Raw genomic sequence first — 14,018 nt, 5'->3', positions numbered from 1 at the left:
AGCTACGCACTCGCAACCTCCGCCCCTCCTAGTCTCGAACATTTCTATTTTTCAGAAGATTCCTAGCCCCCTAATTTCTGGGGGCGACCGCCATTCAGCTACTGCCCGCCCCGTCAAACAAACCAACCGAAAACCCCTGGGTTCATAGAGTTATATACGTCAATATCAGAATTGAATTCGTTACCGCAGTGTTATCCTTTCGTTATATTCACTGCTTCCTGTCGGTTTATAACTGTTTGATAACACTGTATCCTCGAGCCCGTACGCGAAAAGGTATCCGTCGTAAAGCATTGCGCACGCCGACTGCGTATTTTTTACTTTTCTTCGTGGAAACTACTTTTTGACGCGGCACAGGTTTGTTAAAGTCTGGTTGTTACAAAATCGCACTACCGTGACTGATGGTGTCAGTGTGACTAAAGAGTCGCTTGGCGCTATTAATCGCTTGTCCATCATCTTGGAGGATTCTCACCCATGGCAGCTGAAATGAAGGCTCCGGAAGTACCACTTGGGCTCCAAATCAAGGCTTTTGCCCAGTCGATTCCACCACTCCTGCGTACTGGTGCCCTGTACATGACTCCGAAGACGGCGCCGAAGATTCTCGATTACCTGCGTCGCCTGAAGTTCTCCGTCGCCAGCCTGATTTCCATGAGTGCGCTGCGCTACCCGGATCGCCTCGCCCTTGTCGACGATGACGGTGAACTCACCTATTCTCAGCTGCTTGACAACTCTCACGCCCTGGCTCGCGCCTTGATGGACCGTGGCATGACCCAGAAGTCCAGCTTCGGCGTTATCGCACGCAACGGCCGCGGCATCATCCTGCCGATGGCCATCAAGGGATTCATCGGCTCCGAAATTATGCTGATGAACATCGGCTCCGGCCCGACTCAGATTCGCGGTGTCGTTGACCAGAATAAGGCCAAGTTCCTGTTCGTCGATGACGAGTTCCTGGGCAACCTGCCAGAAGACCTCGACGATGTCACCGTCGTTATTACCTCCGTGACCAAGCCGGAGACCCGCAAGAACACGGGCAAGAACTTCGTGTTCATGGAAGACCTCATTGAAGAAGGTCGTACATCGAACGCCAAGCTAGATCCGAAGCCGGAGCAGGGACGCATCATCATCATGTCCTCCGGCACCACCGGCATCCCGAAGGGTGTCCTGCGCAATGAGCCCAAGACACCGGCAACCGTGGGTGCAATCGCCGATCGTATTCCGTGGCGCCGCAACATGGTCATTCACCAGTCCGCATCCATGTTCCACGCCTGGGGCTGGGCAAATGTGCTGATTGGCATGGCTACCGGCTCCACCATTGTCACCATGCGTGTCTTCGACCCGAAGAAGGCTGTTGACCAGTGTGAACAGTACGGCTGTAACGGCATGATTTCCGCGGCCTTCTTCCTGCGCCAGATCAAGGATGTTCTGGATGAGGAGCCGAACCGCAAGATTGGCCCGTTCCGCTTCATTGTCTCCTCTGGTAACGCCATCCCGGGCTGGCTCGTCTCCGCGCTGACTCACCGCTTCGGTCCGGTTATCTGTAACTTCTACGGCTCCACCGAGGCCGGCCTGTGCTCCATCGCATCCGGCGCGGACCTCGCAGCCCGCCCGGACTCCGCAGGTCGCCCGGCAATTGGCGCCAAGGTTCGCATCCTGGGTGACGACGGCAAGGAAGTCGAGCCGGGTGAGGTTGGCATGATCCACACCGCTCAGGAGCTCTCCTTCATCGGTTACCTGAACAAGAAGGACAAGTTCACCACCGTCGATGGCCTGTTCCAGATTGGTGACCTCGGCCGTATCGACCAGGACGGCTACCTGTACATCTGTGGTCGCTCCGACGACATGGTGATCAAGGGCGGCGAGAACGTCTTCCCACGCGAGGTCGAAGAAATTCTGGGCCCGGTGCCGGGCATCGCCGATGTCTTCTGCCACGGCAGCAACGAAAACGACGAGATTTTCGCTGACCTGTTCCTCTACGTTGTCCGCGAGGACAATGAGGCCGGCAAGAACCTCACCGAGGACATGCTGCGCGAGTACGTCCGCGAAACTCTGGCCGAGCACTCCACTCCGGACCGCGTCTTCTTCGTCGACTCCCTGCCGCGCAACGCCATCGGCAAGGTTGTCCCGCGCGAGGTCAAGGCGATGCACGAGCGCCTGAATCTGGACGCTCAGTAAGAAGCCTGCACACGAAAGTGTGCCCACCGGCTATCCGCCTGGTGGGCACACTTTTTGCTTGTCTCAGCTACCTTTTGCGCGGCTATCCGCGCGGGCGCACCTGGATTTCATCCACGTTGGCATCCGCTCCGGTATCAACGGCCAGACGTACTGCGGCTGCGATCGATTCAGGCCGCATGAACTTCGTGCCGTCGTAACGCCAATCAGCATCATCGCGGTGCCAATTCGACTGCAGCTGAACCTGCATATCGGTATCGACGCGCCCGGGGTGCACGGAGCTGACTCGAACCGCGCCACGCTCTTCCTCGCGCAGCGCATCGGTGAAGGCCCGCAGCGCGAACTTCGACGCTGCATACGGTGAAGTACCAGCTGAAGCGCGGAATCCCGAGCCCGAGTTGATGGTTACCAGCGTGCCCTCCGCCTTGCGCAGCGCTGGCAGCAGCTGGCGTGTCAGGTCGGCGACGGCGACGACGTTGATGTCCATAATTCGCGACCAGTCCGCACGCGAAACCTCCGCCACGTCCCCATCGACGTACACGCCCGCCGAGTGCACGAGCACATCCAGCCCGCGCCCACCGAGCGCCTCCAACAGCTTTGCCACTTCCGCGTTTACGGCGTCGGTATCACCCAGATCAGCAACGAATACGCTTGCCGACGGCAACTGCGACGCCACCTTCTCGGCAGACTCAGCACTGGTAGCGCCCACAATGACATGGTGGTCACGGGAGAGATCCTTGGCGACCGCCAGGCCAATACCACGGCTTGCACCCGTGACCAGGGCAATCTTGGTGTCAGCGGCAATATCGATGCTCATGTACGGCTCCTCTATGTAGTCGGTTTACTTCTTCGGCTTCGCGCCGCCCACCTGGTCGATGGGGGTCACCTGCAGGAAGTCAATGTTGACGCGCTTCGGACGGGTGGCCGCGAACACAATGATGTCGGCAACATCATCGGCGGTCAGCGACTCAACGCCATCGTAGACCGCTGCGGCCTTGGTCTCGTCGCCGTCGAAACGCACGAGTGAGAAGTCGGTGTGGACGCGCCCCGGATCGATTTCGGTGACGCGCACGCCATCGGCAGCAACCTCTTGACGCAGGACTTCCACCAGCGCGCGCTCAGCGTGCTTGGCTGCGTTGTAACCGGCGCCGCCGGTGTAGACCTGACGGCCGGCAATCGAGCCGACGGTGAGCACAATGCCGCTAGTGGACTTCAATGCGGGCAGCAGCGCGCGGGTGACGCGCAGGGTGCCCAGCACGTTGACCTCGTACATCCAGCGCCACTTTTCCTCGACAGCGCCTTCAACCGATTCCATGCCCCAGGCGCCACCGGCGTTGTTAACCAGCACGTCGACGCGCGGTTCGGCCTTAGCCAGCGCCGCCACATCGGCGTCAGAGGTGACGTCAACCTTGTAGACCGTCGCTTCACCACCGGCAGCGCGAATCTCCTCCGCGACAGCCTCCAGCTTGTCCTCGCGGCGGGCTCCCAGCACAACGCGGAAACCTTCAGCTGCGAACTGCTTGGCAGTGGCTGCACCAATACCGGAAGAAGCACCGGTAACTACAGCTACTTTCTTGCCATTAGTTGAAGTTTCAGAGGTCATGGGGGCTCAACTCCTTGCTACATGCGTCTACTAATATCCCCGACTGTAGTCATACGACACCCTCCTGCGCCGAAGACTGCGTGTGCTTTACACCTGATGTTCCACGTGAAACGTATATAAAACTGTGCCGGAATTTTTCCGATTCACCTCATACACAGCCGCTAAAACCGCGATACTGGTTGCATGTCTGACCAGCCTCACTTCCCACATCTTCTCTCCCCTCTCGACGTCGGTCCTCTAACTCTGCGCAATCGCATCATCATGGGCTCAATGCACTCCGGCCTGGAAGATCGCACCCGTGATATCCCCAAGCTGGCTGCCTACCTGGGTCGACGCGCCGAAGGTGGCGTGGGGCTCATCGTCACCGGCGGTTATGCTCCCAACATCGAAGGTTGGCTGACTCCGGCCGGTTCGATGATGGCGTCGAAGCGCATGGCGGACAATCACCGCCGCGTTACTGACCTCGTGCACTCCCATGGCAGCCACATCGTGCTGCAGGTGCTGCACGCCGGTCGTTACAGCTACAGCCCGCTGGCTCGCTCCGCCAATACCGGTCAGTCGCCGATTAGCCCGTTTAAGGCTCACCGCCTCACCGGCTTTGATGTCTCGCGCACCATTGGCGCCTACGTCCGCGCCGCGAAGCTCGCGAAACGTGCTGGTTACGACGGCATCGAGGTTATGGGCTCCGAGGGTTACCTGCTCAACCAGTTCCTGGCCGAGCGCACCAACCACCGCTCGGACAACTGGGGCGGCAGCGCCGAGGCTCGCATGCGCCTGCCCATCGAAATTGTCCGTCGCATTCGCGCCGAAGTGGGCGAGGACTTCTTACTGCAGTACCGCATTTCGCTTCTTGACCTGGTGGAAGACGGCCAGACCTGGTCCGAGACCACTGAACTCGCGCAACGTCTGGTCGAGGCTGGCGTCGATGTCTTCAACACCGGTATCGGCTGGCACGAAGCACGCGTCCCCACCATCGTTACGTCCGTGCCGCGCGCCGCATTCACGGATCTGACTGGTCGTCTCCGTTCGCTTGTCGACGTCCCGGTGGCAGCCTCCAACCGAATCAACCGCCCTGAGGTTGCGGAGAAGATCCTCGCTGACGGCAATGCGGACCTGATTTCCATGGCCCGCCCACTGCTGGCTGACCCGGACTTCGCCATCAAGGCGGGCGATGGTCGAGCTGACCAGATCAACACCTGTATCGCCTGTAACCAGGCCTGCTTGGACCACACCTTCGCGGCCAAGCGCTCCACCTGTTTGGTCAACCCGAAGGCTGCTTACGAAACCGAGTTGGTATCCGTGCCGGTTGCGAAGGACAAGGCCAAGCGCATCGCCGTCATCGGCGCTGGTGTGGCTGGACTCGCTTTCGCGGAAGCCGCAGCTCAGCGCGGTCACCACCCAGAGATTTTCGAGGCCGCCGACCAGATTGGTGGCCAGTTCAACCTCGCCGCAAAGATTCCGGGCAAGGAGGACTACGGCGAGACGCTGAAGTACTTCTCCCGCCGTCTGGAGGTACTCGAAGTTCCGGTTCACCTAAACACGCGTGCCGACGTCGACGAGCTCAAGGCCAAGTTCGACCACGTGATTGTGGCCACGGGTGTTACCCCGCGTATCCCGGGCATTGACGGTATCGACCACGAGAAGGTCATTCGTTACGACGAACTGCTCTCGGGTGCGAAGCAGGCCGGTAACAAGGTGGCCGTCATCGGTGCTGGTGGTATCGGTGTGGACGTGTGTGAGTACCTCACGCGCAAGCCGAACCAGACCATCGAAGCCTGGAAGGACGCCTGGGGCGTCGGTGACCCTGCGGAGTTCCGCGCGGGTCTGACCAAGCCGGGCACGGTCTCTGGCGCGGCTGAGGAGTTTGAGGTCGAGCGCGAGGTGCACCTGCTGCAGCGCAAGACCTCCCGCATCGGTAAGGGCCTGGGCAAGACCACTGGTTGGGTTCACCGTGCGGAGATCAAGAAGGCCGGTGTCAAGCAGTACACCGGCGTGACCTACAACCGTATCGATGACGAGGGCCTGCACATCACCATCGATGAAAAGCAACAGGTCATCGCGGTTGACAACGTGATTGTCTGTACTGGTCAGATATCCAATCTGGACTGCCTGGGCGGCAAGGATCGCGAGAGCGTCACCGGCGATAACTCCAATGTCACCATCATCGGCGGCGCGGACGTGGCCGCTGAGCTGGACGCAAAGCGTGCCATCCGCCAGGCCGTTGAGGTAGCGCTCGCGCTGTAGGGCTAGGGCTGCTACGCCTCGTAGCGGTCGGTGTAGGCGCGCTGCTCGAACTCGAAACGGCCCGGGTGAGCCGGGAACTCACCCGGGACACCGATGGCCAGCAACAGCGCTACCGCCACATCGGTGTCACCGGCACCGATAGCTTCCTTGACCTTCTGCTCACTAAAGCCCGTCATCGGGGAGCTAGCCCAACCAAAGGCGCTGGCAGTGACCATAGCGAAAGAAGCGGCAATCATGGCGTCGCGGATTGCGAACTCGCGGGAGAGACCCTTTTCCTCGCGGACCTTATGGAAGGAGGTCATCGAGGCTTCCCGCTCGGCAGCGGCAACTTCGTCCCACAGGCCAGTCGCCTTGTTGGCCTCAACCAGGCGTGGAATACCGCGCTTCCAGCCGGTCGGCTCACCAATGAAGGCGAGCAGCAGCGGCGCATTGGCAACCTGCTTCTGACCACCGGCAGCTTCCACTACCTGCTGGCGCACCTCAGGGTCCTCGATGCGCACGATAGCCCGAGACTGAATGTTAAAGGCGCTGGGAGCTTCCAGAGATAGCTCCAGGAGGCGGCGCACGTCAGCGTCGTCAAGCGGTTCGTCAGCATAGACGCGCGTGGCACGGCGGTTGCGGATGATGTTCTCAAATTCGGTGGCGAACTGGTCGCGCGGAGAATGTGAAGTCATGCATTAGAGGTTAGCGGGTGGCCAACCTTCGAGTTCGAGCAGCCAGCGCTTCATTTCGCGGCCGCCGGCATAGGATCCGAAAGACCCCGCTCCCCCACTGGCGGGCACCACGCGGTGACAGGGAATCAGAATGCCCAGCGGATTGGTGGCACAGGCCGATCCGGCAGCTCTGGCGGCACGAGGTGATCCGGCCATTTCAGCGAGCTCACCGTAGGTCACAACCTGGCCATACGGCACGTCGCGCAGTGCGGTCAGCGCACGAGCGCGGAAAGAATCCTGGGTGAATATGTCGCAGTCCAGCGGCAGCGCAAACTCGCGGCGCTGCCCGGCAAAGTACTCGCGGAACTGCTGCGCTGCCTGTTCCGCCACCGCTTGCGCTTCGGGGTCGGCGGCGCTGGGGTCGTCGTCAAGCACGGGGCCTAAGAGATTGACTTCGACGACCCCGCGAGCGGAGGTGGCGATTCCAAGCACGCCGAAAGGCGTTTCCACCTTGGCAATCGCCATGAAACCTCCTACTTAGTCCTTGTTGGTCTGGAACCAGTCCAGCAGCTCGTCCCACTCCTTCTCGTGACCGGAGCGGAAGTAACCACCGTAGCCCACGCCCTTGCCGCCAGCCGGCTGAGCCTGGCGCTTTTCAATCTTTTCAGCAGAGCTCATCACATTGGTGATCAGGTCTGCCGAGGACTCCTCAGTCCAGTAATCATCCGGAACGCGGATGGACAGGAACGGCTGCGGAGCCTTGGAGAAGCGATTAGCGAAGTCGAACTCGGAATCGTCGAAGAAGTAGCCTTCCTTGCGAGCCCAGCGCGCCCACTGACGCATGACACCGTTCGGCGGCTCAACAGCCAGACGCCACGCCGACGCCGGAATATGGCCGGTAATGAAACCGCTAATCGGGCCGAGAATATTGAAGATGAAGAATGCGCGGACCTTGCCCGCCACTGACGGCACCTTGGAAATACGCATACCGCGGCAGTTGACCAACGCCGCTGCGTCATAGGTGCCCTCGGAGCCGGCGTAGACGATGCCGTGACCACCAACCGCGTGGCCGACAGCGAAGTGCGGCACGTCCGGGTAGGTCTCCTTGGCCCACTCAATCACACCCGGAATATCCTTGGTGATCCAGTCCGACATCCGGATGTCTTCATTGTTCTGGTCAGTCTTCAGAGCGGACTGGCCAATTCCGCGGTAGTCATAGGTGATAACGCCGTAGCCCTTTTCTGCCACGGTCTCAGCGAAACGGTGGTAGAAACCCTGCGGCACACCGGTACCGGAGTGAACGGTGATGATGCCGTTGGGAATGTTCTCTGGGTTCTCCTTCGGGCGGAACATGGTTCCGCGCAGCAGGACGCGGTCATTAGCCGGAATAATGATGTCCTGCCGAGGGCACGGCTCCGGCAACTTCGGGCTCTTCGCGGAAAAACGGCTATCCCCAGTGGAAGTGGTTGAGGCTTCGGAGGTCATTTATGCAGTTCCTTCGAGTGGACTTAAACAGTGCATGATTTTGTATACACAATCTTAAAGTGTAAGGCTCATCACTTTCAGCGCTTTCGTGGAATTTGCCTCACACGCGTTACAACTGCACATCCCCATAGGCGCGTTCGTCCTCAATTGGCTCCAGATGCGAGGAGATATGCACACCTGGGAAACGCTCCCGCAGCTCATCTTCCATCGCGGTAAGCACATCGTGACCGCGCTCCACGCTCCACGCGCCCGGCACCAGCACATGAAACTCAATGAACTTCTGATACCCCGACTCGCGAGTGCGGATTTCGTGGACGTCGATGCCACGGCTCCGGTCACGGTGCGAGGCCAAAATCTCATCCACCGCCACGCGGTCGTCGCCCTCCATGGCCTTGTCCATCAGGCCGTTACCGGAATCGCGCAGCAGCTTGTAGCCGGTGACCAGGATGTTTACGGCCACGGCCAGCGCGATAATCGGGTCGAGCCACCACAGGCCGGTAGCCCACACCAGAGCCACACCCGCCAGAACGCCGGCGGAGGTCCACACGTCGGTCATCAGATGCTTACCGTCGGCGGTCAGCGCCAGGGAGTTGTGGTGGCGCCCGGCCTTAAGCAGAACCAGCGCCACCGCACCATTGATCACCGAGGCAATTACGGTCACGACGAGGCCCTGGCCAATCTGCTCAATCGGCTGCGGGTTCACCAACCGCTCGATGGAGACATAAATAATGGCCGCCGCCGCCACGAAGATCATGGCACCTTCCAGCCCGGCCGAGAAGTACTCTGCCTTGGAATGGCCGAACTCATGGTCGCGGTCTGCGGGCCGCGCGATAACCTTGAGCACGATAATTGCGACAACTGCCGCAACCAGATTGACAATCGACTCCGTCGCGTCGGAAAGCAGGCCCACCGATCCGGTTAGAGTGTAGCCCCAAAACTTCAGCGCGATGGTGACGACCGCCGCCCCCACTGAAAGCCAACCAAAACGAGATAAGTCCTGCATATGCGGGCACTTTACCCGCCTTTCCGGAGTTACTACCAGTTCTATGAGCACCGATTTCCAGTTCAATTTGCAGAACATTTCTGCAGGCCTGCCGTTCGCGTCGCAGCTCGCCTCGCTTGCCGACGCCGTGCGCGACCACGACGTAGTAGTCCAGGCCCCACCGGGCACCGGCAAAACCACGTTGGTTCCACCGGCGGTGGCCAACACCCTGGGTGGCCGCATTGTGGTCACGGCTCCCCGGCGCGTGGCGGTGCGCTCGGCGGCGCGGCGGTTGGCGCAGTTGTCGGGCACGAAGCTCGGTGAGGAAGTTGGCTACTCGGTGCGTGGCGACGCAAAAGTTTCCCGCACCACCCGCGTTGAGTTTGTCACTCCCGGTGTGCTGCTGCGCCGACTGCTGCGCGACGGCGACGTGGATGCCAGCGCGGTGCTCATCGATGAGCTGCACGAGCGCGGCTTGGACACCGACCTGGTGTTGGCGATGGTGCGCGACTTGCGGGATATCCGCGATGACCTGCGCATTGCCGCTATGTCGGCAACGGTGGACGCGCCGAAGTTCGCGGCCTTGCTCGGCGGCTCCACCCCGGCCCCCATTGTGGCGGCGGAGGCGGAGATCTTCCCGCTGGACATCCGCTACGCGCCCTTTCCGCAACGGCTGGATGCACGCGGTGTGACCGACGACTTCCTGCAGCACGTTGCCGCCCAGGCCAGCACACTCACGGAAGAAGCCGCCGGTGATGTGCTGGTTTTCCTCCCCGGCATCCGCGAGGTGGAACGCTGCGCGGGTTATATCGCGGATTCCTCGGAGGTGGCGGTGCTGACGCTGCACGGCCAGCAGAGCTCCGAGGAGCAGGACCGCGTGTTCCGTCGGCAAGCGGATGGTAGACGCGTAATTGTGTCCACCGCGATTGCGGAATCATCCGTGACTGTGCCGGGCGTGCGCGCCGTTGTCGACGCCTGCCTCGCGCGCGGACCGCGACTCGACATTGCGCGTGGCTTCTCCGGCCTGGTCACCAGCTCGTGTGCGCAGTCCTCCGCGAACCAGCGCGCTGGCCGAGCGGGACGTGAGGGCCCGGGCATCGTGGTGCGCTGCGTCTCCCAGTCGGAATTCGCGTCCTTTCCCGCCTGGCCCGCGCCGGAAATCGAGGTCGCCGACCTGACCCAAGCGCTCCTCGACGCCGCCGCGTGGGGCACGCCGGGGATGCAGGGACTGAAGCTTCTCGACGCCCCACCACCCCACCACGCCGAGGCTGCAAACCGCATTCTCGCTGGCCTGGGCGCTGTTGATGAGGCCGGTGACATCACGGAACTCGGCCGCACCCTGGCTACCCTGCCGGTGCATCCGCGCATGGGACGCGCGCTGCTGACCGCCACGGCCATGATGCCGCAGCACGCCGACGCGGTCGCACGCGCGGTGGAGAAACTCACCGATGCCCGCGGCTTGGCCAAGCAGGTGCGCCGCATTGAGCTGGATACTGAAGCCCCCGCCAACCTGCTGCCCTCGGACATCCCCGCGCTGGTCACGGCCCTGGCGTGGCCGGATTTCATCGGGCGACGGCGCAGTGCGAATTCCGACGAGTACCTTTTCACCGGCGGCACCGCAGCGGAACTCGCCCGCGGTTCTGACCTACACGGCCACGAATGGATCGCGGCCGCCGACATCTCGCGGCTCTCACACGGCCGCGCACTGATTCGCGACGGCGAGGCGATCGACCTGGAAATCGCCATGCTCGCCGCCGGCCACCTCGCCCGCACGGAGACCACGGCGCGCGTCGAACAGGGCCGCGTTCGCGCCCGCGAGCGTGACCTGCTCGGCGCCATCGAGCTGTCCTCCCGCCAGGTCTCCCCAACACCTGAGCAGTGCATTGCTGCCAACTCCGCCTGGCTTGCCGACGCGCTTGCCGACGCCGCCCCCAACCTCGACCGCGACACCGAACAACTCCGCCGCCGCATGGCCTTTCTCCACACTCATCGCGGTGCCCCATGGCCGGATGTCTCCCCCGCAGGGCTCGCGGCCCAGGCCGAGCTCCTCTTTGCTGGCGAGCTGGACCGCCCGACCCCTCCCAAGCTAGATGCCGAGCACCTCCGCCGCCTGCTGCCCTGGCCGGAGGCCACGGACTTCGACCGGCTGGTGCCCGAACGCCTGGAGGTCCCCTCCGGTTCGAAGATTCGCCTGGAGTACCCGGAGGACCCCACGGACCCTGAGGCAACGATTGTGCTCGCCGTGAAGTTGCAGGAGTGCTTCGGCCTGGCGGAGACCCCGCAGGTATTGGAAAAGCCGGTGACAATGCATTTGCTGTCACCGGCTCAGCGACCACTCGCGGTCACTCAGGACTTGGAAAGTTTCTGGAATGGCGCCTACGCACAGGTTCGCTCCGAGATGCGGGGCCGTTACCCCAAGCACCCGTGGCCGGAGAACCCGTGGGAGGAGCAGGCTACTGCGAGAACGAAGCGCCGTCGTTAAGCAAGCCCGTCGTTAAGCAGCTGCCTGTGCCCGCACGCGACTGGGCTTGCGCCAGAGGTAGATTGCGTAGCCCAGGCAGGTGAAGAAGAGCACGCCCCCCATGATTCCCTGCATGTTGCCGTAGAACCACTGCCCCACATTGGCAGCGTGGCCGAAGTCATTGCCCACGAACACCTTGTACGGTGCCCACCAGTGGGCGATCATGAACAGGACACCGACAATAATGTGCCCAATCTCGCGGACGAAGAGCACCAGCGGCACGAAGACCATGACGATCGACCAGTGGTGGCTGACCGCGTATGGCCCGGCGAAGCTGACCGCCAGCGCAACGAAACCAAGGGCTGCGACATCATAGCCATTGCGGTGGTAGATCCACGCCACGAAAGCAGCGGCAATGGCACCGATGAGGAAGAAACCGTAGATGCCAATATCGAGCGCGGTACCCTCCACCCCGGCGCGGGCGAGCAGACCACTGAACGCCTGGTTGGCCTCATAGGTCGGGGCGCCACCGCGGTTGCCGGCGAAGAACTCATCGGTCCAGAAGTAGATGGACTCCTTAAAGCGCACGGCGAAACCAATGGCGACGGTTACCAGGAACCAGCAGAAGCTCTTGGCCACGGCCGCAAAGTCGCGGCGCATGAGGAACACCAGCGCATATGCCGCGGGGGTGATCTTAATGCCCGCCGCGATACCCACGCCCAGTCCACGCAGTTTCTTGGGCAAAAAGCCCAGCACATCGGAGACCACCAGCAGCGCGAGGAAGACGTTGATCTGCCCGAAGAGCACGTTGGCGCGCAGCGGGTCGAGCAGCATCACAACACCGAGCACGCAGGTAGCCATCAGCTTCGGACGCTCAGAGCCGAGACGAGTGAAGACCATCCACAGCATCGCCCACACCGCCGCCAGCGTGGCGAACGTCCAGATGATCTGCAGGGTCACCGGCCCCGCCCAGGTCAGCGGGTAAAACAGCAGCGCCGCAAACGGTGGGTAGATGAAGCGGAAACCCGATCTGGTGGGAAACTCTGGTGAGTAGAGATCCTGGTCTCGTCGTAGTGCCCAGCCGGCGTCTTGGAAGACCTCGAGGTCCATCATGTAGGCAGTTGCCGCAAGATAGATGAGGTCGATGACAACGACCAGCGACACCAGCCCAAATACAATTGCCAAGATCCGTCTCTGCATGACGGAAAGCGTCGAGAGTCTGTCCATGAGCATGATTCGACACTACCGCACAGTTCTTCCTACTCAGGCCTTAGAGTGGGAGGTATGTTCGTGGAAAACTATCGCAAGGTTCGCTCCGAGATCGACGACGCTTGCCGACGAGCTGGGCGCCAGCCCTCCGAGGTCCGCCTGCTGCCCGTCAGCAAGACTGTGCCTGTCGACGCCCTGGTGGAATCCTGGCCGGAGCTCGCAGCAGCCGGCTGCGCTGGCCTGGCGGAAAACCGCGTCCAGGAAGCGGTGGCCAAGGCGGAGGCATTCCGGGAGGCCTTCGGCGACAAGGCACCACATATGGCCATCATTGGTCCACTGCAGACGAATAAGGCCGGCCACTTGGTCAGTTGTGCTGATGAGTTTCAGGCTCTGGACCGCCCGAAGGTGGCCGGAGCACTGCAGCGTCGCTTGGCCGATTCCGAGCGCACGCTCGATGTCTTGATTCAGGTCAATGCCTCCCGCGAGCCGCAGAAGTCGGGTCTGGCGCCGAGCCACGCGACGGAGTTTGTCCGCATGTTTGGCCCCGATGGCGAATACCCGAACCTGCGTCTGCGCGGGTTTATGACCATCGCGGCCCAGAATGATCCGAATGTGCGCGAGACCTTCGCGGAGCTGCGGGAGCTGCGGGACAGTCTGCTCGGGGATTTGCCGGACGGTGTCAGCCTCAACGAACTGTCAATGGGTATGTCCGGCGACTACCGCGAAGCCATCGCCGAGGGGGCGACCACCGTGCGTGTGGGACGCGCCATCTTCGGTGAGCGCTCCTATCAGAAATAAAGGTAATCAAATGAAGGTAATCTCAGTGCCATGAGTTCTGATGTCTCCCCGTGCTCCCGTCGTCGTTTCCTCCTGGGAACTGCCGCCACTGCAGCTGGCGCACTCGTAGCCGCTTGTGCACCAAAGTCTGCGGTGGAGAAGGTTGACGCTGCCGACATTCCGGTTGGCGGCGGTGTGGTGATCGGCAATTACGTCGTCACGCAGCCGGAGGAAGGCAAGTTCGCCGCTTTCTCCAGCTCCTGCCCGCACCAGAATGGTCGTATCACTGAGGTCAGCAATGGTGTGATGATTTGCCCGAACCACAACTCCCACTTTGATATTGCTACTGGTGAGGTTGTTTCTGGCCCCTCGCGTAAGCCCGCTGGTCAGGCATCGCTTTCAGCCGAAGGCACTGAGCTGATTGTGGGCCAGAAGTAG

12 protein-coding genes are annotated in these 14,018 nt (G+C 61.6%); 5 read left to right on the top strand and 7 right to left on the bottom strand.

Annotation, left to right across the window (positions count from 1 at the left end):
• Positions 1-471 precede the first annotated feature (471 nt).
• A complete protein-coding gene (locus CRD18_RS07935) occupies positions 472-2,169 on the top strand; it encodes an AMP-binding protein (protein WP_187406627.1) in 1,698 nt (565 codons plus the stop codon).
• Between the two features lie 82 nt (positions 2,170-2,251).
• On the opposite strand, the gene CRD18_RS07930 is transcribed toward CRD18_RS07935, so the two are convergent.
• Both CRD18_RS07930 and CRD18_RS07925 read right to left on the bottom strand, forming a co-directional pair.
• Positions 2,252-2,983, bottom strand: coding sequence for an SDR family oxidoreductase (locus CRD18_RS07930; protein ID WP_016421787.1), 732 nt, complete (start codon positions 2,981-2,983; stop codon positions 2,252-2,254).
• Positions 2,984-3,007: 24 nt separating this feature from the next.
• On the bottom strand, positions 3,008-3,769 hold the full coding sequence (locus tag CRD18_RS07925; protein WP_049193380.1) for an SDR family oxidoreductase: 762 nt from the start codon (positions 3,767-3,769) through the stop codon (positions 3,008-3,010).
• Positions 3,770-3,952: 183 nt separating this feature from the next.
• Here CRD18_RS07925 and CRD18_RS07920 point away from each other — a divergent pair, with 183 nt between their 5' ends.
• A complete protein-coding gene (locus CRD18_RS07920) occupies positions 3,953-6,013 on the top strand; it encodes an FAD-dependent oxidoreductase (RefSeq protein ID WP_070607218.1) in 2,061 nt (686 codons plus the stop codon).
• 11 nt (positions 6,014-6,024) lie between these two features.
• Here the strand turns inward: CRD18_RS07920 and CRD18_RS07915 are convergent, their stop codons facing one another.
• The 4 genes from CRD18_RS07915 to CRD18_RS07900 all read right to left on the bottom strand — a co-directional run bounded on the left by CRD18_RS07915 (position 6,025) and on the right by CRD18_RS07900 (position 9,154).
• Positions 6,025-6,687, bottom strand: a complete 663-nt coding sequence (locus CRD18_RS07915) for a nitroreductase family protein (RefSeq protein ID WP_049172542.1) — start codon at positions 6,685-6,687, stop codon at positions 6,025-6,027.
• Positions 6,688-6,690: 3 nt separating this feature from the next.
• Positions 6,691-7,191 carry a methylated-DNA--[protein]-cysteine S-methyltransferase gene (locus tag CRD18_RS07910; protein WP_187406626.1) on the bottom strand — a complete coding sequence of 167 codons (501 nt, stop codon included), beginning with the start codon at positions 7,189-7,191 and terminating at the stop codon, positions 6,691-6,693.
• A gap of 12 nt (positions 7,192-7,203) precedes the next feature.
• On the bottom strand, positions 7,204-8,151 hold the full coding sequence (locus tag CRD18_RS07905; protein ID WP_076772871.1) for an alpha/beta fold hydrolase: 948 nt from the start codon (positions 8,149-8,151) through the stop codon (positions 7,204-7,206).
• A 109-nt stretch (positions 8,152-8,260) separates the two neighbouring features.
• Positions 8,261-9,154, bottom strand: a complete 894-nt coding sequence (locus CRD18_RS07900) for a cation diffusion facilitator family transporter (RefSeq protein WP_187406625.1) — start codon at positions 9,152-9,154, stop codon at positions 8,261-8,263.
• A 43-nt stretch (positions 9,155-9,197) separates the two neighbouring features.
• Between CRD18_RS07900 and CRD18_RS07895 the strand changes: the two genes are divergently transcribed.
• A complete protein-coding gene (locus CRD18_RS07895; RefSeq protein WP_187406624.1) occupies positions 9,198-11,615 on the top strand; it encodes an ATP-dependent RNA helicase in 2,418 nt (805 codons plus the stop codon).
• Positions 11,616-11,627: 12 nt separating this feature from the next.
• Here CRD18_RS07895 and CRD18_RS07890 read toward each other — a convergent pair whose 3' ends face one another.
• Positions 11,628-12,794, bottom strand: a complete 1,167-nt coding sequence (locus CRD18_RS07890; protein ID WP_242458688.1) for a glycosyltransferase 87 family protein — start codon at positions 12,792-12,794, stop codon at positions 11,628-11,630.
• 84 nt (positions 12,795-12,878) lie between these two features.
• On the opposite strand from CRD18_RS07890, the gene CRD18_RS07885 reads away from it, so the two are divergent.
• Positions 12,879-13,601 carry a YggS family pyridoxal phosphate-dependent enzyme gene (locus tag CRD18_RS07885; protein ID WP_147766085.1) on the top strand — a complete coding sequence of 241 codons (723 nt, stop codon included), beginning with the start codon at positions 12,879-12,881 and terminating at the stop codon, positions 13,599-13,601.
• Between the two features lie 30 nt (positions 13,602-13,631).
• Positions 13,632-14,018, top strand: a complete 387-nt coding sequence (locus tag CRD18_RS07880; RefSeq protein ID WP_049172555.1) for a Rieske (2Fe-2S) protein — start codon at positions 13,632-13,634, stop codon at positions 14,016-14,018.

It is taken from the genome of Corynebacterium sp. LK31 (assembly GCF_014335015.1).
Lineage (GTDB): Bacteria > Actinomycetota > Actinomycetes > Mycobacteriales > Mycobacteriaceae > Corynebacterium > Corynebacterium jeikeium_D.
Note: the sequence above shows the minus strand (reverse complement) of the source record. Positions and strands in the feature narration are given on the sequence as shown.